At 64.0% G+C, this 22,805-nt stretch carries 19 protein-coding genes and 1 pseudogene; 8 read left to right on the top strand and 12 right to left on the bottom strand.

Features of this window, described 5'->3' with window-relative positions:
- Positions 1–4 precede the first annotated feature (4 nt).
- The gene (locus NKJ17_RS06735) at positions 5–2,317 is read right to left on the bottom strand and encodes a glucose/quinate/shikimate family membrane-bound PQQ-dependent dehydrogenase (protein WP_352687611.1); all 2,313 of its coding nucleotides are present in this window, start codon (positions 2,315–2,317) and stop codon (positions 5–7) included.
- A 254-nt stretch (positions 2,318–2,571) separates the two neighbouring features.
- On the opposite strand from NKJ17_RS06735, the gene NKJ17_RS06730 reads away from it, so the two are divergent.
- Positions 2,572–5,295, top strand: a complete 2,724-nt coding sequence (locus NKJ17_RS06730; protein ID WP_352687609.1) for an ATP-dependent helicase — start codon at positions 2,572–2,574, stop codon at positions 5,293–5,295.
- A gap of 9 nt (positions 5,296–5,304) precedes the next feature.
- Here NKJ17_RS06730 and NKJ17_RS06725 read toward each other — a convergent pair whose 3' ends face one another.
- The 5 genes from NKJ17_RS06725 to NKJ17_RS06705 all read right to left on the bottom strand — a co-directional run bounded on the left by NKJ17_RS06725 (position 5,305) and on the right by NKJ17_RS06705 (position 10,353).
- Positions 5,305–6,354, bottom strand: a complete 1,050-nt coding sequence (locus NKJ17_RS06725) for an ABC transporter permease (protein WP_352687607.1) — start codon at positions 6,352–6,354, stop codon at positions 5,305–5,307.
- Complete coding sequence (locus tag NKJ17_RS06720) at positions 6,351–7,148, bottom strand: ATP-binding cassette domain-containing protein (RefSeq protein ID WP_352687605.1); 798 nt, start codon at positions 7,146–7,148, stop codon at positions 6,351–6,353. Before NKJ17_RS06720 ends, NKJ17_RS06725 begins: the two co-directional genes overlap by 4 nt.
- Before the next feature lie 86 nt (positions 7,149–7,234).
- Complete coding sequence (locus NKJ17_RS06715) at positions 7,235–8,248, bottom strand: substrate-binding domain-containing protein (RefSeq protein WP_352687603.1); 1,014 nt, start codon at positions 8,246–8,248, stop codon at positions 7,235–7,237.
- A gap of 165 nt (positions 8,249–8,413) precedes the next feature.
- Entirely contained in the window at positions 8,414–9,319 is a 906-nt protein-coding gene (locus tag NKJ17_RS06710; protein WP_502896055.1) for a sugar phosphate isomerase/epimerase family protein, read from the bottom strand.
- On the bottom strand, positions 9,319–10,353 hold the full coding sequence (locus NKJ17_RS06705) for a Gfo/Idh/MocA family protein (protein WP_352687600.1): 1,035 nt from the start codon (positions 10,351–10,353) through the stop codon (positions 9,319–9,321). The genes NKJ17_RS06710 and NKJ17_RS06705 overlap by 1 nt, the downstream gene beginning before the upstream one ends.
- A 196-nt stretch (positions 10,354–10,549) precedes the next feature.
- On the opposite strand from NKJ17_RS06705, the gene NKJ17_RS06700 reads away from it, so the two are divergent.
- Positions 10,550–11,575, top strand: a complete 1,026-nt coding sequence (locus NKJ17_RS06700) for a LacI family DNA-binding transcriptional regulator (protein ID WP_352687598.1) — start codon at positions 10,550–10,552, stop codon at positions 11,573–11,575.
- 309 nt (positions 11,576–11,884) lie between these two features.
- Positions 11,885–13,363: an esterase-like activity of phytase family protein gene (locus NKJ17_RS06695; RefSeq protein ID WP_352505620.1), complete on the top strand. Its 1,479-nt coding sequence runs from the start codon at positions 11,885–11,887 to the stop codon at positions 13,361–13,363.
- Between the two features lie 147 nt (positions 13,364–13,510).
- Here NKJ17_RS06695 and NKJ17_RS06690 read toward each other — a convergent pair.
- Positions 13,511–14,295: pseudogene (locus NKJ17_RS06690) on the bottom strand (L,D-transpeptidase).
- A 198-nt stretch (positions 14,296–14,493) separates the two neighbouring features.
- On the opposite strand from NKJ17_RS06690, the gene NKJ17_RS06685 reads away from it, so the two are divergent.
- Entirely contained in the window at positions 14,494–15,966 is a 1,473-nt protein-coding gene (locus NKJ17_RS06685; RefSeq protein WP_352687596.1) for an MATE family efflux transporter, read from the top strand.
- Between the two features lie 9 nt (positions 15,967–15,975).
- Here the strand turns inward: NKJ17_RS06685 and NKJ17_RS06680 are convergent, their stop codons facing one another.
- Positions 15,976–17,184, bottom strand: a complete 1,209-nt coding sequence (locus NKJ17_RS06680) for an MFS transporter (protein ID WP_352687594.1) — start codon at positions 17,182–17,184, stop codon at positions 15,976–15,978.
- A gap of 156 nt (positions 17,185–17,340) precedes the next feature.
- Here NKJ17_RS06680 and NKJ17_RS06675 point away from each other — a divergent pair, with 156 nt between their 5' ends.
- Positions 17,341–17,916, top strand: a complete 576-nt coding sequence (locus NKJ17_RS06675) for a TMEM175 family protein (RefSeq protein ID WP_352505617.1) — start codon at positions 17,341–17,343, stop codon at positions 17,914–17,916.
- Positions 17,917–17,923: 7 nt separating this feature from the next.
- Here NKJ17_RS06675 and NKJ17_RS06670 read toward each other — a convergent pair whose 3' ends face one another.
- Positions 17,924–18,205 carry a hypothetical protein gene (locus tag NKJ17_RS06670; protein ID WP_029351415.1) on the bottom strand — a complete coding sequence of 94 codons (282 nt, stop codon included), beginning with the start codon at positions 18,203–18,205 and terminating at the stop codon, positions 17,924–17,926.
- Positions 18,206–18,335: 130 nt separating this feature from the next.
- Here NKJ17_RS06670 and NKJ17_RS06665 point away from each other — a divergent pair, with 130 nt between their 5' ends.
- On the top strand, positions 18,336–19,208 hold the full coding sequence (locus NKJ17_RS06665) for an SDR family NAD(P)-dependent oxidoreductase (protein WP_352687592.1): 873 nt from the start codon (positions 18,336–18,338) through the stop codon (positions 19,206–19,208).
- A 69-nt stretch (positions 19,209–19,277) separates the two neighbouring features.
- Here NKJ17_RS06665 and NKJ17_RS06660 read toward each other — a convergent pair whose 3' ends face one another.
- The 3 genes from NKJ17_RS06660 to NKJ17_RS06650 form a co-directional block, all read right to left on the bottom strand.
- Positions 19,278–19,709 carry a low affinity iron permease family protein gene (locus NKJ17_RS06660; protein ID WP_031211766.1) on the bottom strand — a complete coding sequence of 144 codons (432 nt, stop codon included), beginning with the start codon at positions 19,707–19,709 and terminating at the stop codon, positions 19,278–19,280.
- Positions 19,710–19,877: 168 nt separating this feature from the next.
- Positions 19,878–20,519, bottom strand: coding sequence for a DapH/DapD/GlmU-related protein (locus NKJ17_RS06655; protein WP_352505614.1), 642 nt, complete (start codon positions 20,517–20,519; stop codon positions 19,878–19,880).
- A 96-nt stretch (positions 20,520–20,615) separates the two neighbouring features.
- Complete coding sequence (locus NKJ17_RS06650; RefSeq protein WP_254818969.1) at positions 20,616–21,104, bottom strand: CreA family protein; 489 nt, start codon at positions 21,102–21,104, stop codon at positions 20,616–20,618.
- 205 nt (positions 21,105–21,309) lie between these two features.
- Here NKJ17_RS06650 and NKJ17_RS06645 point away from each other — a divergent pair, with 205 nt between their 5' ends.
- Together NKJ17_RS06645 and NKJ17_RS06640 are read left to right on the top strand one after the other, a co-directional pair.
- Complete coding sequence (locus NKJ17_RS06645) at positions 21,310–21,888, top strand: SCO family protein (protein WP_352505613.1); 579 nt, start codon at positions 21,310–21,312, stop codon at positions 21,886–21,888.
- 11 nt (positions 21,889–21,899) lie between these two features.
- A complete protein-coding gene (locus tag NKJ17_RS06640) occupies positions 21,900–22,772 on the top strand; it encodes a 50S ribosomal protein L11 methyltransferase (RefSeq protein ID WP_352687590.1) in 873 nt (290 codons plus the stop codon).
- Positions 22,773–22,805 lie beyond the last annotated feature (33 nt).

Below are 22,805 nucleotides of genomic sequence, written 5' to 3'. Positions count from 1 at the left end.
TTCTCTATTTCGGCAGCGTATAGGCCATCACATAATCGCCCGGCTTGGTGCCGACCGAGCCGTGGCCGCCGGCAACGATGACGACGAACTGGCGTCCGTCGGCTACCGTGTAGGTCATGGGTGTCGACTGCCCGCCGGCAGGCAGCCGCGCCTGCCAGAGCTGTTTGCCGGTCGTCAGGTCATAGGCGCGCACATAGTCGTCGACCGCCGCACTAAGGAAGGCGACGCCGCCGGCAGTGATCATCGGCCCGCCAATGCCGGGCACGCCGACCTTGAACGGCAGCGGCAGCGGCGTCATGTCGTAGACGGTGCCATTGCGATGCTTGTAGACGATCTTGCCGGTCCGAAGGTCGGCACCCGCCACATAGCCCCAGGGCGGCGCCTGGCAGGGAATGCCGAGCGGCGACAGGAACGGCTTCAATATCACTGCGTAAGGCGCACCCTCATTGCGGTTCAGGCCTTGTTCGCTGCCCTTGGTGTCACCGGGCGGCGGCACGTCGGCGCGCGGCACCAGTTTGGAGATGAACGCCAGGTATGTCGGCATGCCGAACATCACCTGCCGGACCGGATCGACTGCCACACCGCCCCAGTTGAAGGTGCCGAAATTTCCGGGGTAGATCAGCGAGCCCTGCAGCGATGGCGGGGTATAGCGGCCCTCATAACGCAGCTTCCGGAGCTCGATCCGGCAGGCCAGCTGGTCGAACATGGTGATGCCCCACATGTCGGCGCCGGTCAGCGGTTTCGGACTGAAGCTCAGGTCCGAGATCGGCTGTGTCGGCGAGGTATGATCGCCCTCGATCGCGCCGCCCGGCGCCGGCACTTCCTTGACCGGAACGATCGGCTCGCCACTGCGCCGGTCGAGAACATAGAGGTCGCCCTGCTTGGTCGGCCCGACCAGCGCCGGCACCACGCCACTTTCCGTGGTGATGTCGACCAGCGTCGGCTGCGCCGGCACGTCCATGTCCCAGAGATCGTGATGCACGGTCTGCCGCACCCAGCGCAATTGTCCGCTGTTGAGATCGAGCGCGGTGATCGACGAGGAGAATTTCTCGTCATTGGCGCTGCGCCCGGCGCCGAGCTGGTCCGGCGTCTTGTTGCCGAGCGGCACATAAAGCAGGCCGAGCTTTTCGTCGGCGCTTGCCGTCGACCACATGTTGGGCGAGTTGTTGGTGTAGGTCTGGCCCGGCGGCAGCGGCGTCGTCTGGTCTGGATTGCCGGAATCCCAGTTCCACAACAGCGCGCCTGTGTCGGCATCGTAGGCACGGATGACCCCGGACGGCTCCTGCGTCGAATAATTGTCGTTGACCGCGCCGCCGACGATGATCTTGTTGGCGACGATCAGCGGCGCCGACGTCGAATAATAATAGCCCGGCTTCGGATATGGCATGTTGGCGAGCAGGTTCAGCGTGCCGCCTTCGGCAAATGTAGGACAGACCTGGCCATTCGCCGCGTCGAGCGCGATCAGCCGGGCGTCGGATGTAGGCAGGTAGATGCGCGTGGCGCAGGGCTGGCCGGCAGCGATCTTGGCGTCGGCATAATAGGACACGCCGCGGCAGGTCTGGTGCTGGCGGTCCTTGTTGAGCTTGACCTGCGGATCGAAGCGCCACTTCTCCTTACCGCTCGCGGCGTCGATGGCGATGGCGAAATTATGCGGCGTGCAGATGTAGAGCGTGTCGGCGATTTTCAGCGGCGTCACCTGATAGGTCGTCTCGCCGATGTCGTCGGGCCCTTTCACGTCGCCGGTGCGATAGGTCCAGGCCGGCTGCAGATTGGCGACGTTTTCGGGGGTGATCTGGTCGAGCGGCGAATAGCGCTGGCCATAGGGCGTACGGCCGTAATAGTGCCATTCGCCGGGCGGCACGTTGCCGCCGAGATCGGCCGTCGGCGTCACCTTGTCGGTGTTGAGTTCACCCGTAATATCCTTTGGATCGACCGTCATCGAATAACCGGCGACGGCAAGCGATGCCAGCACGGCGAGGATAAGTGGTGCGCGTCCGTCGGGACCGGTAAGCCCGCGCCGCGCCCATGGCGTCAACAGCCATAGCGCGACAAGCACGATGATGCCGCCGCGCGGACCGAGTTCCCACCAGTCGAAGCCGATCTCCCAGACCGCCCAGGCGAGCGTGCCGAGCACGATCGCCGCGTAGAGCCACAGCGCCGTGGTTCTGCGCCTGTAGAGCAGCCAGGCCGCGACAAGGAAAGCTAGACCGGCGATGACGTAATACCAGCTGCCGCCCAGCGTCACGAGCCAGATGCCGCCGCCGCCAAGCGCCAGGCCGATGAGGAAAAGGATCAGGGAGGTGATGACCACAGCCAAGACGGTGCTCCTTCGACTGGTGCGCTCCGCGACGCGTCCATGGGCAACCCGGCATTGCGCTCCTGCCCCGAGCACAACTTTCTCCGGCCCGCCTCCCCTGTCAAGCAAGCTCGGCGTTTTGCGGCGCCGGCCCATCGCATGCCCGGCGTTTTGGTTAGCAGACCCATTCAGATTTGTGAGTCTACCGACTGGACAGAGAACAAAACGGAGACGCTTCTGGCCTTTCGCTGCCGAATCACTACATTCGGGGAGAGATGTCCGGCTTTTCGGAAGACATGCCCTTTTTTGACGAACCGAACGCGCGGCCCGTGGCCCCGTCGGGCATTGCCGCGCGCGCCATGGCTGCCCGCAGCAACCAGAACAACGCGCCCGATTATCTCAACGGCCTCAACCCCGAGCAGCGGCTGGCGGTGGAAACCACCGAAGGCCCGGTGCTGGTGCTTGCCGGCGCGGGCACCGGCAAGACGCGGGTGCTCACCACCCGCATCGCCCACATCCTTGCCACCGGCAAAGCCTTCCCTTCGCAGATCCTCGCCGTCACCTTCACCAACAAGGCGGCGCGCGAGATGAAGCAGCGCATCGGCCTGTTGATCGGCGAAGGCAATGTCGAGGGCATGCCATGGCTCGGCACTTTCCACTCGATCGGAGTGAAGCTGCTGCGCCGACACGCCGAGCTGGCCGGGCTCAAATCCGACTTCACCATTCTCGACACCGACGACGTGGTGCGCCTGATCAAGCAGCTGATCCAGGCCGAAGGGCTGGACGACAAGCGCTGGCCGGCCAAGCAGTTCGCTCAGATGATCGACGGCTGGAAGAACAAGGGCCTCGGTCCCGCCGACATCCCCGAGGGCGATGCCCGTGCCTTCGCCAACGGCAAGGGCCGCGAGCTCTACAAAGCCTATCAGGAGCGGCTGCAAACGCTGAACGCTTGCGACTTCGGCGATCTATTGTGCCACCCGATCCGCATCTTCCGCGCCAATCCGGACGTGCTGAAGGAATACCACAAGCGCTTCCGCTACATCCTCGTTGACGAGTATCAGGACACCAACACCGCGCAATACATGTGGCTGCGGCTGCTGGCGCAGCGGCCGCAATCCTCCCCCCTTGAGGGGGAGGTGCCCGCGAAGCGGGCGGAGGGGGTTGCCGCAGAAGGCACCGCTAGGGCGTCGAGCACTGCCGCCGGTAGGTCGAGTACTGCCGCACGGACCCCACCCGACCGGGCTTCGCCCGGCCACCCTCCCCTCAAGGGGGAGGGAAGCCCGCGCCTGTCCACCGTAAATATCTGCTGCGTCGGCGACGACGACCAGTCGATCTATGGCTGGCGCGGCGCCGAGGTCGACAACATCCTGCGCTTCGACAAGGATTTTCCCGGCGCCACCATCATCAGGCTGGAGCGCAACTACCGCTCGACCGCGCACATCCTGGGCACCGCCTCCCACCTCATCGCCCACAATGAGGGCCGTTTCGGCAAGACGCTGTTCACCGAAAAGATCGCCGAGGACGACGAGAAGGTGCATGTCCACGCCGCGTGGGATTCCGAGGAGGAGGCCCGCGCCGTCGGCGAGACGATCGAGGCCTACCAGCGCCAGAAGCACAATTTGAACGATATGGCGATTCTCGTCCGCGCCTCCTTCCAGATGCGCGAATTCGAGGACCGCTTCGTCACGCTCGGCCTCAACTATCGCGTCATCGGCGGCCCGCGCTTTTATGAGCGGCTCGAGATCCGCGATGCGCTGGCCTTCTTCCGGGTCGTCGCGCAAGGCGCCGACGACCTCGCTTTCGAGCGCATCGTCAACGTGCCGAAGCGCGGCTTGGGCGAGGCCACCATCCGCCAGATCCATGATACCGCACGCGCGCTGCGCATCCCGATGCTGGAGGCGGCGGCAAAACTTGCCGAGAGCGACGAGCTGAAGCCGAAGCCGCGCGCGGCACTGCGCGAGGTGTCGGCCAATTTCGAGCGCTGGCAGAAGGCGCTGGAAACCACGCCGCACACCGAGCTCGCCGAGACCATACTGGAGGAGAGCGGCTACACCGACATGTGGAAGAACGACCGCTCGGTTGAAGCGCCCGGTCGGCTCGAGAACTTAAAAGAACTGATCCGCTCCATGGAGGAGTATGAATCGCTGCGCTCTTTCCTCGAACATGTCGCGCTGGTGATGGACGCCGAGCAGAACGCCGAGCTCGACGCCGTCAACATCATGACGCTGCATTCGGCCAAGGGCCTCGAATTCGAAACCGTCTTCCTGCCCGGCTGGGAAGAAGGCCTGTTCCCGCACCAACGTTCCCTCGACGAGGGCGGCCGCTCAGGGCTGGAGGAGGAACGCCGCCTCGCCTATGTCGGCCTGACCCGCGCCAAGAAGAACCTGCACATCTGGTTCGTCTCCAACCGCCGCATCCACGGCCTCTGGCAATCGACCATCCCGTCGCGCTTCCTTGACGAGCTGCCGGAAGCCCATGTCGAAGTTTCCGAGAGCGGCAACTCCTATGGCGGCTACGGCAATGCCTATGGTGGCGGCTCGTTCGCCTCCGGTCGTGGCGGCCAAGGTGCAGGCAGGCAGAACCCTTATGGGGCATCGCGCTTCGACAACATCGGCGGCAATAACGGCGCCGAAAAATCCGGCGCTTTCTCCAGCACCTATGCGACGCCGGGCTGGCAGCGCGCTCAAGCCAACCGCACCGAAGCCACCGACCGCAATTGGGGCACGCGCTCCGGCCATCAAGTCGAGCGCATCGGCTATGGCGAAACCGACTCCGGCTACGGCGCCGGCCGCACCTCGGTCAAGGGCCGCACCATCGACGGCGAGCTGGTCGCCAAATCCGTCGCCGACACGCCGTCCCCCTTCAGCGTCGGCGACCGCGTCTTCCACCAGAAATTCGGCAACGGCAACATCTCGGCCATCGAAGGCAACAAGCTGACCATCGACTTCGACAAAGCCGGCCAGAAACGCGTACTGGACGGATTTGTCACGGGAGTGTGAGGCCGCCGGTCACCGATACCGCGCCTGGTTCCACTTATGGCCGAGCAGCGACAGGATGATGATCAGCCCGTTGAAGAACTGGACGTAGAAGCCGCTCAGTCCAGCCGCGACGACGCCGGTCTGGATGAAAGAGACCGTGACCGCGCCGATCGCGCCGCCGACGACCGTGCCGATGCCACCCCAGGTCGGCGTGCCGCCGACGAACACCGATGCCAGCACCGGCAGCAGGTATCCGTCCCCCGCCGTCGGCCACCAGGTGAAGTTGATCATCACCGAAAACGTGCCGGCGATCGCAGCGCCGATGCCGACGAAGACGAACACTTTTACGCGCACGCGCTTGACGTCGATACCCATCTGCTGGGCGCTGTCTGGATTGTCGCCGACCACCTTGACCTGCGCGCCGAAGCGGTGGCGGTTGTAGAGCAGCGCCGACAGCACGACGAAGCCGACGGCCCAGAAGATCTGCACCGGAATGCCATAAAGCTGGCTGGAGAAGATCTTGTAGGCCCAGCTGTCGGCAAGGCCGGTCAGTGCCGTCGACCTGCCCTCGTTGATGATCTGGATCAGGCCGCGCAGCAGGAAATTCATGCCGAGCGTGGCGATCAGCGACGACAACCCGCCATAGACGACCAGGGAGCCGACCAGGAAGCCGAGCAGCATGCCGGTGACCATTGCGGCGGCGATGCCGAGGAACGGGTCGTAGCCGGCCTGCACGACCAGCGCAAACACCCAGGAGGCAAAGCCCATTGTCGCCGGAAACGACAGGTCGATCTCACCACAGGTGACGACGAAGACCAGCGGCACAACTACGAACAGCGCCACCGGCAGCGTGGTCAGCACGGAACTGTAGAGATACCAGGTGGTGAACACGATCGGGTTGGCGATCATGAACACCGCCATCATGACGATGAACACGGCAAGCGTGCCGAGCGAGGCGCGGTTGTCGAGGATGAACCCGCGCAGCCAGTTGTCGGACGGGTGTCTCCACTCTTTCCCGGCGGTTTCGCCATGCGTGCCGCCGAGGGGGCTCTGCAGATCGGGTTCCATGGTCTTGCTCATCGTGCCGCCCTCCCCGCATCGCCCGCGTCGTGCAACCCCGGCAATCCGCTGGGGTGGGCGACGTCTTCCATGAAATTGATCAGGTCGTCGGCCGATTTGACCTCGCTGCGGTCGGCGGTGAGCGCGACCTTGCCGCGATCCAGCACCACGAAGCGATCGGCGATATCGAAGACGTGGTGGATATTGTGGCCGATGAACAGGATCGAGCGCCCGCTCGCCCGCACCTGGCGCACGAAGTGGAAGACCTTGGCGGTCTCGGTCAGCGATAGCGCGGTCGTCGGTTCGTCGAGGACTATCAGCTCCGCCTTCTTATAGATGGCCCGCGCGATCGCCACGCCCTGGCGTTCGCCGCCCGAGAGCTGGCCGACGATCGACTGTGGCGTGAACACTTTCGAGGTGAAGCCGATCTCGCGCATCAGCCGGCTCGCCTCCGCGATCTCCTTGTTGACCTTCAGCCAGCCAAGCCAGCCGGTGAGTTCGCGGCCCATGAAGATGTTGCGCACGATTGTCTGCTGCACGGCGAGCGCCCGGTCCTGGAACACCGTCTCGATGCCGGCGTCGCGCGAGCGCGCAGGGCTCCATCCGGTCACCGGTTTGCCGCGGACGAGAATCTCGCCGCTGGTCGGTTTGACCACGCCGGACAGGATCTTGATCAGCGTCGACTTGCCGGCGCCGTTGTCGCCGATCAGGCCGACCACCTCGCCGCGATCGACGCTGAGATTGACCCCGCCCAGCGCATAGACCTGGCCGTAGGACTTGCTGATGTCGCGCAGTTCGATGATGCGTTCGGCCATGGCGATCCTCGCTTGATTGTCGCGTGCCGGCCTTTTCGCCGGCGGTCCCGCCGGCCGGGCTTGATCCCGGCCGGCGGCTTGGGAGGTCAGCGCAGCGCCTGCTTGGCGAGCTCGGCGACGATCTCGTAATTCTGCGGCGTGACGAAGCCGGCGCCGGTGTCGACATTCATCGGTGCGAGACCCAGCACAACCTGCTGGCAGAGGCTGAGGATCGGCAGATAGCCTTGCAGGAACGGCTGCTGGTCGGCCGTCAGCTGCACCCAGCCGCCCTTGAAGCCCTCGACGATCTGCGGGCTGGTGTCGAAGCCGAAGTTGAAGATATCGCTCGGCTTCCTGCCCGCCGCCTGCATGTAAGTCGGGACGTTGCCCAGCATCTGTCCGCCGGGATAGCCAACCGCCTTGACGTCGGGATTGTTGAGCAGTGCCGCGGTGATCACCGGAAGGGCCAGATTTGGGTCGGAAGCCCATTCGCCGCTCGGTGGCGAGGAGAGCTGTATGACCTCGACGCCCGCTTCCTTGAGGGCAGCGACAGTGCCGCGTTCTCGCGCGCCGCGGCTCTCGTTCTCGAACGGGCCGATCATGATTGCCTTGTCGCCGGCCTTGAGCCCGGCCAGCTTGACCGCCTCGGCGCCAAGCGCGCGGCCCTGCTGCTCCTGCTGGGCACCGACATAGCCGCCGCCGAACGCCGCCGTGACCGTCGGCACCGGCACGTTCTGGTACATCATCTTGATGCCGTCCTTGTGCGCCTGTTCGGCCAGCGGCATGATCGCGGCGTCGCCGGGGTGGCCCATCATGGCGATGCCTTGGGGCTTGACCGCGACAGCCTCGCGCAATTGCTGCACCATCTTCTCGACATCCCACTGGGAAAAGATGTAGTCGACCTTCGGCCCGAGATCGGCCGCCGCCTGCTTGGCGCCATTATAGACGATGGTGCCGAAGGCATCGCCCTCGGCGCCGCCGACGAAGAAACGGATATGGACATCCTTACACCACTGGGCATCGAGCGCCTGCGCCGGCAGGGTCGAGAGCGCGGCGGCGAGCGCCATCGCGGCCGCCGCGACGGTCGAGCGCAGAACTGTCCTTCTCATCGTAATGCTCATGCACTTATCCTCCCTTTGTTCCCTCGCTAGCCGAGGGGTTTTGACGATCGCTTCGGCATTGCGCCGCAATCTTTCGCTGGCCGGCACCTCCCGCCGGCTTGTCCTGTTTTTATGCATGTCGTTATCGCAAAACCGCTGGGCACTTTTGCGCGACATGCATTAGCCTCACACCGGGTTCGGCAGGTAGCTCGCGCCTCCCCGGCATTGTTGGAGATAATCCAGTGCCTGCGCCTGGCCGGTGATCTCGAGATCGCCGCGGTAGACCGGGTCGTGCCAGCCCTCGATGTCGATGGCGCCCTTGTAGCCGGCCAGCCGCAGCTCGCTGATCACCCGCGTCCAGTCGCTATCGCCGAAGCCAGGGGTGCGCATCTGCACGAACGGCAGGCGACCGAACACGCCATGTTCGCGGATCACGTCCCAGCGCACCGTCGCGTCCTTGCCGTGGACGTGGAAGATACGCGGCGCCCATTTGCGGATCTGCGGGATCGGGTCGATCAGATAGACCAGTTGGTGGCAGGGCTCCCACTCCAGGCCGAGATTGTCGTCCGGCAATTCGTTGAACATCAGCTCCCAGGCGTCCGGATTGTGGGCGATGTTCCAGTCGCCGCTGGCCCAGTTGCCGTCCATGGCGCAGTTCTCGAAGGCGATGCGCACGCCCTTGTCGGCGGCCCGCTTTGCCAGCTTCCCCCAGACCTCGCGGAAACGCGGCAGGCTGTCGGGCAGCGGCTTGCCGCGGATGCGGCCGGTGAAGCCGCTGACCAAGTTGGTGCCGAACAGATGCGCGTTGTCGATGATCGTTTCCCAGGCCTGGAGGACGCCGCGATCGACTTCGCCGCTCTCCAGCGGATTGCCGAACACGCCGATCGACGAGACGACGACATCGGCATCGCCGATCGCCTCGCGGATCTCGCCTGACAGCCGCGGAATGTCCTTGCCGCCCAGCGTCTGCCAGAAAAACGGCTGGATGCTCTCGAAGCCGAGCGGCAGAATCTGCCTGACATAGGCGGCCAGGTCGTCCAGATTGGCCCGCACCATTGTGCCGATCCTGATGTCGAGCAGCGGGTTTGGCATCATGATCCTTCCTGTGCAGCGATGGCGACCCGGCGCCCGGTTTCGGCGCTCTCGATCGCAGCGAAAACCATGGCCAGGCTCTTGATGTTGTCGGCGCCGCGCGTCTCCGGCTCGGTGCCGGTCTCGACGGCGCGGACGAAATCCTGGATGATGCCGAGATGGCCGCCGACGCGATCTGCCGGGTCGAGCGGCGGCACGGCTATCGGTTCGGTGCGGTCGAACAGGCCTTCACGGACCGGCCGCACGACTTCCGCCTTCAGTCCGTCCGCGCCGTCCCAGACAATGCTGCCGCGCTCGGCGACGATCCGCCATGTGCTGTCCCAGCTGGTACGGAAGCCGGCCGCGCACCAGCTGCCGGCATAGGTGAACAGCTTGCCGCTGCCGAGGTCGAAGCTTGCGGTTGCCGACGACCCTTGCCGATACCAGGAGTTGGCCGGCTCCCACTCGTGGCAATAGACGCCGGCCGGTTCGCCGGCCACCATGTAGCGGGCCGCATCGAATGTGTGGATCGCCATATCGAGCAGCAGCACATGGCGCATCTCTTCGCGAAAACCGCCGAAATGCGGCGCAACGAAGAAATCGGCGTGGATGCTGGTTGGCGCACCAATGGCGCCGGAATCGAGAAAGCGCCGGATGCGCCTGACATTGGCGACATAGCGGCGGTTCTGCACGACGGCATGGATGCGGCCGGCGCTGCGGGCCGCCTCGACAATGGCACGCGCATTGTCCGGGCTGTCGGCCAGCGGCTTTTCGGTCAAGAGATGGCAATGGTGGGCAAAGGCGGAAAGCGCGACCTCGCGGCGGGCGGCGGGAACCACGACGTCGAATACCGCGTCGGGCCTGGTCTGGTCGAGCACGGCGTCGAGCTCGGTTCCGATGACGGCGCCGGAAAGCTCGTATTCGCGCGCCCTTGCCCGCGCCCTTTCGGCGTCGATATCGACCAGGCCGACAATGGCGAGCCCGTCGATCTGCTTGGCCGCATCGAGCCAGGCTTTGCTCATCGCGCCGCAGCCGACCAGGACGACATTGATCATCCAGCACTCCTCCCTCTCGGCCCCTCCAGACCGATCGTCACGGCGTTCACGGCAGGGCCGCAAACGTTCTTCCGTAAACGTTTACGAGAACACACCCGATGGCGTAGAATGTCAATTGGCCGATAGCGAAAAACGTGATGCCGGCTTGGCCTGAAGAGCGGCCGGTGCTAGCCAAGCAAGGGGGGAGAACTGTCCTTTGGCGTCCAGTATTCACGACCTTGCACGTCACCTGAATATTTCCATCGGCACGGTGTCGCGCGCGCTCAACGGCCGCGCCGACGTCAATGCCGACACGCGTCAGCGCGTGCTCGATGCGGCCAAGAAGCTGAACTATTCACCGAACCAGTCCGGCCGCAGCCTGCGGCGCGGCGCTACCCATTCGATCGCCTTCATGCTGCAGCCGCATCCGGGCGACCAGGAATATGGCGAGCCGTTCTTCATTCCGTTCCTGACCGGGTTGCAGGCCAAGCTCGCCGAAAGCGGCCTCGACCTGATCGTAGTGATGGGCGCGCCGGGCGACTATCAGCAGGAGCGCCTGCGCCGTGTCGTCGAGACGCGGCGGGCCGATGCGGTGGTGCTGGCCTGGACGCGGCGCGAGGACGAGCGCATCGACTATCTGACCCAGGCCGGTTTCCCGTTCGCAACGCTCGGCCGCAGCCGCACCGGCGGCGATTCCTATCCCTCGCTCGACCTCGATTTCGAAAAAGCCGGGGCTGACGCGGTCGATCGTCTCGTCGCGCGCGGTCACCGCCGCATCGCCGCCATCCGCCCGTCGCTCGACCTCAATTTCGGCTATCTGTTCCTCGCCGGCTATCGCAAGGCGTTGCGGCGGCACGGCATCGAGTTCGACCCCGAACTGATCGCCGACGGCTTCATCAACGAGGCCGGCGGCTACGCCGTGACGCCGAAGGTCATGCGCTCCAAGGACCCGCCGACGGCCATCATCTTCAACAACGACGCGATGGCGCTTGGCGGCTGCAAGGCTTTGGCCGAGGCGGGCATCAGGCCCGGCCACGACGTCGCGGTGATCGTCATCGTCGACACGCCGCTTTGCCGCTATTTTTCGCCGGCGCTGACCGGCTTCCGACCGGCGCTGGAGCCGATGGGCGAGCGGTTGGCCGAAATGCTGCTGGCATCGATTCCGGCTTACGCCGGCGCCGAAGGCGCACGCATCATCCGTGAAGTCTGGCCGCTGGAACTGATCGCGCGCGACAGCGATTGAATCGCGGCACTTCCCTTCTCCCCTTGGGGAGAAGGTGGCCGAGCCCACGGGTCTTGCCTTCGGCAAGCCAGAGGACAGGCTCAGCTCGGTCGGATGAGGGTGCTCCAGCTCGGCACCGAGGCACTCCGTCCAGCACCCCTCTTCCGTCTCGGCGCTGCGCGCCGATCCACCTGCTCCCACAAGGGACGAAGGAACAAGCGCCCTCTGTCACGCAAGTATCATGTTCGCGTCCTAGACCTTTTTCGGAAAGCGCTGGCGGCATGTCGATGCGACGCCCGCTTCGGCTGTTTTGTCACAAAGAGGATTTCCATGAAAAACCTGCACCGAAACGCGTCCCTCGCGGTCGCGCTGGCGATGTTCACCGCCTTGACTCCGGCCTTGGCTGAAAACGCAGCGACCGTCGGCGGCGTCAGCTTCGTCAACAAGGGCCTGGTCGGTGTCGGTCGCATCCCGGCCAGCCAAAGGGACAAGTTCGGCGAGACGTTTGGCTCCGGCTCGGGCATGGCGATCGACGCTGCCGGCTGGACGCATGGCGCCGATGGCTATAAGGGCTCGCTGTGGCTGCTGCCGGATCGTGGCTACAATGTCGTCGGCACCACCGATTACCGTCCGCGCATCAACACGATTGCCATCGAATTCGCCCAGATCGCACCGGGTGCGGCACCAGCCGCCGGCCAGGAACAGTCGGGCCTCAAGGCAACCCTTGCCGACACCATGCTTTTGACCGACGACAAGGGCGCCGACGCAACCGGCCTCGATCCGCTCAACGGCGTGCGCGCCGCGACCGACGACATGCCGATCCTGCCCGAAGCCAACGGCAAGCTCGCGCTCGATAACGAGGCGATCGTGCGGCTGCCCGACGGCACCATGTTCATCTCGGACGAATATGGTCCGAACATCTACCACTTCTCCGCCGATGGGCGTCTGATGTCGGCAACGCAGTCGCCGGCGGCGCTTGTCCCGATGCGTCATGGAACGCCGAACTTCGCGTCCAACAATCCGGGACCGGGCGCGGCAGACCCAGATCCGACGGATCCCGAAACCGGCCGTCAGAACAACCAGGGCCTCGAAGGCATGGCACTGACGCCGGACGGGAAGTTCCTGATCGCTGTGCTGCAATCGGCCCCCAGACAGGATGGCGGCGATTCCGCTTCGACGCGCCAGAACACGCGCGCGCTGGTCTACGATGCCTCGGATCCGGCCCAACTCAAGCTTGCGCATGAATATGTTGTGCCGCTGCCGGTGTTCACCGATGCCAAGGGCAAGACCAAGATTGCCGCGCAGAGCGAAATCGTGGCTCTGTCGGACAAGACCTTCCTGATGCTGGCGCGCGACAGCGGCAACGGCCAGGGGGTGAAGGGCGACACCTCGCTCTATCGCGAGATCAGCGTCGTCGATGTGTCGGCGGCAACCGACATCGCCGGCACCGAGTTCGACAAGGACAAGCCGGTTGCGCCCAAAGGTGAGCTCGATCCCTCGGTGACGCCGGCCAAGCTGACGCCGTTCATCGACATCAACGACAAGACCGAGCTCGGCCACTTCGGGCTGCACAATGGCGCGCCCAATGACCGCAACAACCTTTCGGAGAAGTGGGAGGCGATGTCGGTGGTGAGCGTCCTCGATCCAACACGGCCCGACGACTATTTCCTGTTCGTCGCCAACGACAATGACTTTCTCACCCAGGACGGCTTCCAGGTCGGCGCGGCCTACAAGGCCGAAGATGGCGCCGATGTCGACACGATGTTCCTGGTCTATCAGGTCACGCTTCCAGGCCTCGCCGGGAAGTAGCGACACCCCCTGGCTGGCGGACGCGCCTAACGCGTCCGCCTGCCTGGCACGATCGAACGGTCGGGCCCTTCAGTTGCGGCTCGCCGGCACAAGGATTGTGTTCTAGTGGGTTTGCAAAACCTAAGACTGATGATCCGTCGAAGGCACTTACCTCAACATCTCCGCGTCCTTTGGCACGCCCGCATCGATCGGCTCGGCCGTCCTGTCCGACACGGCGGCGATCTTCCCGGCGGCCGACAGGTTCGGGCGCACGAAGACCGGCGCGACGCCGTCGACGCGGCTGTAGAGGTCGATAATGTCCTGATTCATGAAGCGCACACAGCCGGAGGAAGCGTTCTTCCCGATGGAATCCCACTCCGGCGTGCCGTGCAGCCGGTACATCGTGTCCTTGCCGTCGCGGAAGAGATATAGCGCGCGTGCGCCCAGCGGGCTGTGCGGGCCGGGCGGCATGCCGTCCTTGTATTTCGCAAGTTCCGGCCGGCGCTGGATCATCTCCGGCGGCGGCGTCCAGACCGGCCACTTCTTCCTCGCCTGAACCACGGCGCTGCCGGTCCGAAACCGGCCTTGCCGAGGCTGACGCCATAGCGAATTGCCTTGCCGCCGTCGCGCACCAGATAGAGGAAGTGCTCGGAGGTATCGACGACGATCGTGCCGGGTTTTTCTCCGGTCGGATCGGACACGATTTGGCGCACGAATTTCGGATCGACCTTGGCTACCGGGATTGCCGGCAGTTGATAGCCCTCGTCGACGCGCGCCGCATACATACTTGCGGCATCGCCGAAAGCCGGATCGCTTGGCGCCGCGGTCACTGGCGGCGCCGCTACGTCCGTCGTGGTGCACGCCGAAAGAGCCACGGAGGCCGCGCCCAAAGCGGATGCACCAAGAAACGCACGCCGGTTCAGGCGCTCAAAAAACAGCGGAATATCGGACATGAACCCCCGGCTTGCCCATGAGATCTAGGAAAGATGCGGCCCCACGCGTGCAGGATCAATATACGATTCCGGAAGCTTTGAGAACATGATTGGATCAAGGCACGCCAGGCGGAATTCGCAACGCTGCGTCGACCTGTCTCGTTAAATCGGCAATCATTGCGGACCGGACTCAAGATAGCCTTCGCCGAGTTGCCTGCCATGGACGACAAGATGCCCGCACGCCGGCGGACCAGCGACCTCACCAGTGGACCTATCCCGCGTACATTGCTGCTGTTCGCCCTGCCGGTGCTCGGCTCCAATGTTCTGCAGTCGCTCAACGGCTCAATCAATGCGGTCTGGGTCGGTCGTTTCCTCGGCGAAGCGGCGCTGACCGCCACGTCCAATGCCAACCTCGTGCTGTTTCTCATCCTCGGCACCGTCTTCGGCATCGGCATGGCGGCGACCATCCTGGTCGCGCAATCGGTCGGCGCCCGCGATCTGCCCGAAGCCCGCCGCATCGTCGGCACCAGTGCCACCTTCTTCTTCCTTGTCTCGGTGGTGTTCGCGGTCTGCGGCTGGATCTGGGTCGATACAATCCTCAATGCGCTCGGCACGCCGGCCGATGCGTTGCCGCTGGCGCGTTCCTATCTGCGTATCATTTTTCTCGCCGTACCGATGATGAACCTGCTGTCCTTCGTCATGATGGTGCTGCGCGGCGCCGGCGATTCGCGCACGCCTTTCCTATTCATGGCGCTGGCCGTCGTGCTCGACGTCATTTTGAACCCGTTGCTTATTCTCGGCATCGGCCCGTTCCCCGAACTCGGCATCGCCGGCTCGGCCACCTCGACGCTGATCGGCCAGACGGTAAGCGTGCTTGCCATCCTGATCGTGCTTTATGCGCGCAAGCACCCGCTGCGGCTGGCCGGCGTCAATCTTGCTCTGCTGCGGCCGGACCCGGCGCTGCTGCGCATTGTCGTCTTCAAGGGCGTGCCGATGGGCCTGCAGATGATCGTCGTCTCGTCCGCGGCGCTGACTGTGATGGGCATGGTCAATGCCTACGGCTCGCAGGTCGCGGCTGCCTACGGCATAGCCGCCCAGCTCTGGACCTATATCCAGATGCCGGCGCTCGCCATCGGCGCCGCGGTCTCGTCCATGGCGGCGCAAAATGTCGGCGCCGGGCGCTGGGACCGGATCGGCCGCATCGCCGCGTCCGGCGTCGGCTTCAACCTTGTGCTTACCGGCGTGCTTGTCGCGCTGCTGTTCGTATTCGATCGCGCGGTGCTCAGCCTCTTCCTCAGCAGCGACAGTGCAGCGATCGACATCGCCACTCACATCAACAAGGTCGCATCCTGGTCCTTCATCCTGTTCGGCATCACCATCGTGCTCTTCGCCACTGTGCGTGCCACGGGCGCGGTGATGCCGCCGCTGATCATCCTGGTGATCTCGGTACTTCTGGTGCGCACCAGCTTCGCCTATTTCTTTCGAAGTGCGATCGGTGAGGAAGCGTTGTGGTGGAGCTTTCCGGCCGGCTCTATAACCTCGCTCGTGCTGGCCGCGGCCTATTATCGCTTCGGCCGCTGGCCCAGCCTGCACATGATCGAAAGCCGGCCGGCTGCCGGCGAACCGCCGGATACCGGCCTCGGCGTACCGCGCCAGCGCGCGCATCTTTCGCCCGAGACACCGAACGGCTGAAAGGTCGGCTCAGCGCGCGTATTTCGCGCCAAACCCGAGAGCGACCAGGGAAAAGACGACAATCATGCCGGCAAAGGCCAGGCTTGCCACGGTCGCACCTGCCACCGTCGACAGAACGCCGATGCCGATGACCGGCAGCGCGTTGCCGCAAAAACAGCAGATGAAGAAGGCCGAGACGACTTCGGCGCGCCGGGCCGCCGGCGCGATCTCGTTCACCACTTGCAAGCCGCCGCGATAGCCGAGCGCTGCCGCCACGCCGCACAAGGCGGTCCCGGCAATCATTATGGCCATCGAGGCGAAGACCTGCGCCGCAACAATCAGCGCGACGGTTGGGATCATCAGCGCAAGCGCCGCGAACATCGCGGCTCGGCTCGAAAGACGTGCCGTCACTACAATGGTGGCGGCCGTCACGATTGCCAATTCAAAGAACAGAGCGCCGGCTTCGGCATGGTTGGTTACCTGCAGCTGCTGCGCCAAAATGCTCGGTGCGAGTGCTGCATAAAAGCCGACCAGCGCCATTGCGCCAAAGCCGGTCACCGCCGGCGCAACGAAACTTGCGCGGATGTCATCGGGCACGGAAAGCCGCGGCCGCATCGAAACGTCAGCCAGTTTCCCCGGCCGCGAAACGGTTTCCCGCGTGCGCCAGACCAGCAGGGTTACAGTCGCGAGCATCGCCAGGTAGACGACGAATGTCAGCCTGAGCGGCCAGGGCGCGTATTCGGCGAGCAACCCGGCCCCCAGCGCACCGAGGCCGAGGCCGAGAAAATTGGTGCTGGTGGCAATCGTCGCCGCCTGTGACTTGTCGTCGGTCGGGAGCAATTCGGCGAGCCAGGCGGTGCCGGTGCCCGCGCCGACGCCGATTCCCAGTCCGCTCAGAATTCGGGCGATGTCGAGCCAGGCGACATTTTCGGCGAACAGGAAAACCACCGCGCTGACGACGGCCACCGCCATCCCGGCCAATGCCATTGGACGGCGCCCGATGACATCGGACACACGCCCTAACATCAGAAGCGCTGCCAGATTGCCGATGACATAGACGGCGTAGACCAGCGTCAAAGTGATCTGCGAGAAGCCGAAGACCTGCTTGTAGATGATGTAAAGTGGCGTCAGCGCCGTGCTGCCGGCGAAAAGGGCCGCAATCATGGCGGCCACGGCGGCCGCTGCAGCGCGGCCGCCGAGTTCGTGATCGCGCGTCATGACTTGAGCGTGAGCTGTCATTTTTTCGACCTTTTGCTGTTCGGGATCTGACATCCTAACGCCTTTTTCGCGTCAGCCGTTCCCCCTCCCCGGCTTGCTCCTGACAAGTTTGGCATCTTTGCCGATGGCGCTGAGCGAGATCCTCTTTTAACTTCAGCGGATTGTCAGGGGAGATTCATGGGCAAGGGACGAGTCGAGGCATTCACCGATGGCGTGGTCGCCATCATCATCACCATCATGGTGCTGGAATTGAAGGTGCCGCATGGCGAGGATTTTTCCGCGCTGGCACCAGTCTGGCCGATATTCCTCAGCTATGTGCTGTCCTTCATCAATGTCGGCATCTACTGGAATAATTTGCACAACATGTTCCATACCGTGCAGCGGGTCGACGGCCGCGTGCTGTGGGCGAACCTCAACCTGCTGTTCTGGCTATCGCTGATGCCGGCGACGACAGCCTTCATGGGTGAGAACCATTTCGCGCCGGTGCCGGTTGCCGTCTATGGCGTCGACCTGGCGCTCTGCGCCATCGGCTTCAACATCCTCACCCTGGCCCTGCATCGACTGCACGGCAACGAGACTCTCTTCGCCAGGGCGTTGGGCAATGACCTCAAGGGAAAGATCTCGCTGGTCCTCTATCTTTCCGCCATCGCGCTGACCTTCGTCAATCACTGGATCGGTGTCTCGATCTATGTCCTGGTGGCGATGATCTGGTTCGTGCCGGACAGGCGCTTCGAGCGGCTGATCGAGAAATAGGCCCCCTCTAGCCTCGCATTGCTTTCAGCTTTTCCGCTACCGAAGCGGCAAGGTCGGCGTAGCGCTCCTCCAGCCGCTCGGCCGCCTTGATCACTGAAAAATCATGGCCGAATTTTTCCAGCGCCATGCGCAGCTTTTCGACAAATTCGGCCTGTTTTTCGAGCGCCGAAAACAGCGTTTTCACTTGCGCTTCGCTGATGTCGGGATTGGCGAGCATCTGCGGCACCTCGCGGCTCATCTGGTCGCCGGTTGCGGTCTGTTCTTTCAGGATCTCGATCCAGTCGGTCAATCGTCAGGTCTCCTTTTTCGATATCAGCATGCGCAGCGCCCGCCGACGCGGTCAACCCGAAGATGCCGGCACCGGCTTGCGCGAGTCTCGTTCCGCGCTAAGTTCGCCGCGGCCAGAACAGGAGAAAATCATGACCACCGACGCCGAGATCCAGACCGCCCTGCCCGCACTTGCCTCAGGCAATGTCGCCGTCGTTACCGGCGCGGCCAGCGGCATCGGCCTTGCCGCCGCCAAAAGGCTGGCGGCGATGGGCATGAAGATCGTGCTGGCCGATATCGGCGGCGCACGCCTCGATGAGGCCCGGCGCGCCGTCGCCGCCATCGCCGGCGACAGCGCCGTGATTGCCATTGCCACCGACGTTTCGAAAGCCGACGAGCTCGACCGCCTCGCCGAAAGGACGTCCGGCACTTTCGGCGACGTCTCGCTGCTGATGAACAATGCCGGCGTCGGCAACAATCCCGGCAAGCCGTGGGAAAGCCGCGACGCTTGGAAACGGCTGCTGGACATCAATTTCTGGGGCGTCGTCCATGGCGTCGAGGCGTTCGCGCCGCGCATGCTGGCGGCGGGAAAGCCCGGCCTGATCGTCAACACCGGCTCCAAGCAAGGCATTACCACGCCGCCCGGCAACCTCGCCTACAACGTTTCCAAGGCGGGCGTGAAGACCTATACCGAAGGCCTGGCGCACGCGCTGCGCAACGAGCCGGGCGCCAGTGTCGCGGCGCATCTGCTTATCCCCGGGTTCACTTTTACCGGCCTGACCGAAGGCGCCGCCGAAAAGCCGGCCGGAGCCTGGACCGGCGAGCAGGTCATCGACTTCATGCTGGCCTCGCTGTTGCGTGGCGATTTCTACATCCTGTGTCCCGATAACGAGGCGACCCGGTCCATGGACGAAAAGCGCATGGCCTGGGCGATTGGCGACATCATTGAGAACCGTCCTGCTCTGTCGCGCTGGCATCCGGACTACAAGGATGCTTTCGCGGCATTCATGACACGCAGCGCATGATCCCGAACCGAAGATCACCGTAGCAAAGAATCGGATCCGATGTTCGCAGGTATGCGCCGGACCTTTATATCACGCCGCCGCATGCTTCTTCGTGTTCCGCTTCTTCGCCATGGCTTTCTCGGCTGCCAACTCGGCAAGCTTCTGATCATGCCGCTTCGCTGCCTGTTCGCATTTCTTGCGGATCTCTTCGACTTCGGTCTCAGTCAGGTGTTCGATACCGATGAAGGTGTTCTGGGCTGTGCTGACCCGGATCAATTCGTCGAGCTTCGCCTGGATCGCGGCGCCATCGCGGTTCTGGGTGTTCTGAATGAGAAACACCATCAGGAAGGTGACGACCGTCGTGCCGGTGTTGATGACGAGCTGCCACGTGTCCGAAAAGCCGAACATCGGCCCGCTTGCAGCCCAGACGACGATGATCAGGAAACAGACGGCAAACGTCGGCGGCAGGCCGGCAAAATGGGCGACGTTGTTGGCGATCCTGGTGAAAAGCTTCTCAATCATTCAAACTCCCTCAGCAGCCGGGCGACGAACCCGGACGGAAGCCGAGTTCATTGTGTCTGCAGAAACAGTTGGCAGCCGCTCCTGGTTCCCTCGCGGCGGAAGGTCGCGGGTACATTGTTGGAGGAGCAGATCGCGCAGGCCGTCGGACCGCTTGCAGATAGCCCGAACTCAGGCGGCGTCGTTTTCCCAGCGGTCGAGGAAAGCCTCGATGGGCAAGGCCTGCATGTCGGGGACTGCCCTGGCCAGTTTCTCGACCGGCCAGTCCCACCAGGCAAGACGTTCGATCCGGGCCGCAGTTCCCGCGCTGAAGCGCTGCCGCAATGGCCTGGCCGGAACGCCGGCGACGATTGCATAGGCCGGCAGGTCTCGCGTCACCACCGCGTTGGCACCGACGATCGCGCCGTTGCCGATCACTATGCCAGGCATGATCACGGCGCTATGGCCGATCCAGACATCATGGCCGATGCTGACGGCTCTCGCCCGCCGCCGGTCGCGGAATGCCTGATCGACACCCAGCCAGCGGAAGTACTCGTTGGGCCGATAGCTGATTTTGTGCTGCGTCAGCCGCTCGACCGGATGCTCCAGCGCATTGATGCGGCTGTTGGCGGCGATCGAGCAGAATTTGCCGATCGTCGTATAGATCGCCTCGGCGTGGCGCTCGAAGTAGGAAAAGTCGCCGACCGTCACCTCGCGCAGGATGACCCGCTCGCCGATCGACGCGTAGCGTCCAAGCTTGCACGCCTTCAGCTCCGCCGTCGGATGGATGCGCGGCTCGGGATCTTTCAGGACAAGGTGTTCGGGACGGTCCATGCGCGCGCTTTACGCCCGCGCGCATAGTCTCGCAAGCCGAGTGCAGCGCCGCGCATCCGTTTGGACGCGCCAAGGACCCTGTAGCACCTTCAGTCTCTATTTCGGCTTGCCGCTGGTCCACACCACGTTCTGGCCGTAGAGCGGCACGGTGGTGACCGACATTTTTGCCGAGCCATCCTGCACCTGGCGTGAATGCGACAGGTAAATCAGCGTCTCGTTGGCCTTGTCGTAGATGCGGTTCACCACCTGCTTTTTCCAGATCAGGCTGATGCCTTGCTTGAACACCTCCTCGCCGGCCTCGCTCATGTCGATGTCGCCAATGGTGATCGGCCCGGTCTGGCGGCAGGAGATCGAGGAATCGGACGGGTCCTCGAACCAGTTGCCTTTCTGCAGGCGGTCGATCATGCCACGGTCGAAATAGGAGACGTGGCAGGTCACGCCCTCGACCTTCGGATCCTTGATCGCCTCGACGATGATATCGTTGCCGAGCCAATCGACGCCGACCTTGCCGACTTCCTCGGCGGCGGCCGCGCCGGCGCCAATGACAAGGCATGCGGCTAACGCGCCGCCAATCAGTTTTCGCAAAGAGGCCTCCTGCGGTTCAAATTTTGCCGACCTCAGGTGGGACGAACGGCAGCGCTTTGCAAGCAGATCGCCTCCCACAGGATTGCCGGTTGCGGCAACGCGACATCTTTGCGTCGGCGCGACCGAACCGCTAAGAGTGTTCGCCAAGCCAGGGCCTTCACGGCGCCAACCCGGCGCCCGATGGAATAACGACGGACTTTCACTGATGATGCGTTCAATTCTGGTCGGTATTCTCGTCCTGATGGCCGCCGGAATCGGCTGGCTCACCTTCGACTGGTACCGCGGACATTATGGCGGCGAGCCGTTCGGAGCACCGTTCACGCTGGTCGACCAGAAGGGCGCGCCGGTCACCGAAGCCGCGTTTCGCGGCCACCCCAGCGTCGTCTTCTTCGGCTTCACGCACTGTCCGGAAGTCTGCCCAACCACGCTTTTCGAGTTGGCCGGCTGGCTGAAGACGATGGGCGACGACGGCAAGAACCTGCGTGCCTATTTCGTTACGGTCGACCCGGAGCGCGATACGCCCGAAATCATGAACACCTATGTCAGCAATTTCTCCGATCGCATCCTCGGCATATCAGGCGATCCGGACAAGGTCCACGCCATGGCCAAGTCCTTCGGCATCTACTGGAAGAAAGTCGACACGAACGACGGCGACTACACGATGGACCACACCGCTTCGGTGCTGCTGCTCAACGGCAAGGGCGATTTCGCCGGCACCATTGCCTATGGCGAAAGCCCGGACGCCGCCATCGCCAAGCTCAAGCGGCTGGCGGCGGAAGGTTGACGTATCCGGGAATGACGCAGACGCGTTTGTATTTCACCGCGGGCAAGATCGAGGCTGATCGCATCTTCGCGGCGCTCGGTGCGGCGTTCGACGAAGAGGGCCTGCCGGTTGCGGTGCTCGAGGTCGACGAGGACCGCGATATCCACGAAGTATCGCTCTATGCCGACGACGACGTCGATGCGGTCGAGGCACGGCTTAGGGACATCCTGGCCGGACTGTCGCTGTCGAAACCGATAGAGCGAGAAGCGCTGCCCGACATCGACTGGGTGGCGCGCTCGCTGGAGGGATTGAAGCCGGTACGGGCCGGGCGCTTCTTCGTCCACGGCGCGCATGACCGCAGGAAGCGCCACAGCGGCGAACTCGCCATCGAGATCGAGGCCGGCCTTGCCTTCGGCACCGGCCATCACGGCACCACCGCCGGCTGCCTCGAAATGCTGGAGCAGGTCATACAGCGCGAGCATCCGCGCAACGCGCTCGACCTTGGCACTGGCAGCGCGGTGCTCGCCATCGCGGTGGCCAAGCTCGCGCATGTTCCGGTGCTGGCAACGGACATCGACCCGGTCGCCGTCAAGGTGGCCGCTGCCAATGCGCGGCTGAACCACGTCAAGGGGCTCATTGAAACGGTAGCGGCGCCCGGTTTTCATCATCCGATCTTTGCCGCGCGTGCGCCCTTCGACCTGATCGTCGCCAACATATTGGCGCGGCCGCTGATGCGTCTGGCGCCGCAAATGGCCGGGCATATCGCGCTCGGTGGCTCGATTGTTTTGTCGGGCATCCTCGAGCGCCAGCGCGATGCGGTAATCGCGGCCTATGTCCGCCAGAAATTCCGGCACGTCCGCACCTTGCACCGCGAGGGCTGGGTGACGATTCACCTCAAGCGCTGAGGCGCGACGCTTTCAACGCAAGCCGGAACCTGC

Origin of the sequence: Mesorhizobium sp. M0208 (genome assembly GCF_040322015.1) — a bacterium.
Classification (GTDB): Bacteria; Pseudomonadota; Alphaproteobacteria; order Rhizobiales; family Rhizobiaceae; genus Mesorhizobium.
Note: the sequence above shows the minus strand (reverse complement) of the source record. Positions and strands in the feature narration are given on the sequence as shown.

What these genes read in the sequence shown, in the direction of transcription:
- NKJ17_RS06665 (WP_352687592.1), top strand. Translation starts at nt 18,336, where the DNA reads ATGACCACCGACGCCGAGATCCAGACCGCCCTGCCCGCACTTGCCTCA.
- NKJ17_RS06715 (WP_352687603.1), bottom strand. Translation starts at nt 8,248, where the DNA reads ATGAGCATTACGATGAGAAGGACAGTTCTGCGCTCGACCGTCGCGGCG.
- NKJ17_RS06725 (WP_352687607.1), bottom strand. Translation starts at nt 6,354, where the DNA reads ATGAGCAAGACCATGGAACCCGATCTGCAGAGCCCCCTCGGCGGCACG.
- NKJ17_RS06695 (WP_352505620.1), top strand. Translation starts at nt 11,885, where the DNA reads ATGAAAAACCTGCACCGAAACGCGTCCCTCGCGGTCGCGCTGGCGATG.
- NKJ17_RS06680 (WP_352687594.1), bottom strand. Translation starts at nt 17,184, where the DNA reads ATGACAGCTCACGCTCAAGTCATGACGCGCGATCACGAACTCGGCGGC.
- NKJ17_RS06685 (WP_352687596.1), top strand. Translation starts at nt 14,494, where the DNA reads ATGGACGACAAGATGCCCGCACGCCGGCGGACCAGCGACCTCACCAGT.
- NKJ17_RS06730 (WP_352687609.1), top strand. Translation starts at nt 2,572, where the DNA reads ATGTCCGGCTTTTCGGAAGACATGCCCTTTTTTGACGAACCGAACGCG.
- NKJ17_RS06705 (WP_352687600.1), bottom strand. Translation starts at nt 10,353, where the DNA reads ATGATCAATGTCGTCCTGGTCGGCTGCGGCGCGATGAGCAAAGCCTGG.
- NKJ17_RS06710 (WP_502896055.1), bottom strand. Translation starts at nt 9,319, where the DNA reads ATGCCAAACCCGCTGCTCGACATCAGGATCGGCACAATGGTGCGGGCC.
- NKJ17_RS06660 (WP_031211766.1), bottom strand. Translation starts at nt 19,709, where the DNA reads ATGATTGAGAAGCTTTTCACCAGGATCGCCAACAACGTCGCCCATTTT.
- NKJ17_RS06645 (WP_352505613.1), top strand. Translation starts at nt 21,310, where the DNA reads ATGATGCGTTCAATTCTGGTCGGTATTCTCGTCCTGATGGCCGCCGGA.
- NKJ17_RS06675 (WP_352505617.1), top strand. Translation starts at nt 17,341, where the DNA reads ATGGGCAAGGGACGAGTCGAGGCATTCACCGATGGCGTGGTCGCCATC.
- NKJ17_RS06655 (WP_352505614.1), bottom strand. Translation starts at nt 20,519, where the DNA reads ATGGACCGTCCCGAACACCTTGTCCTGAAAGATCCCGAGCCGCGCATC.
- NKJ17_RS06640 (WP_352687590.1), top strand. Translation starts at nt 21,900, where the DNA reads ATGACGCAGACGCGTTTGTATTTCACCGCGGGCAAGATCGAGGCTGAT.
- NKJ17_RS06720 (WP_352687605.1), bottom strand. Translation starts at nt 7,148, where the DNA reads ATGGCCGAACGCATCATCGAACTGCGCGACATCAGCAAGTCCTACGGC.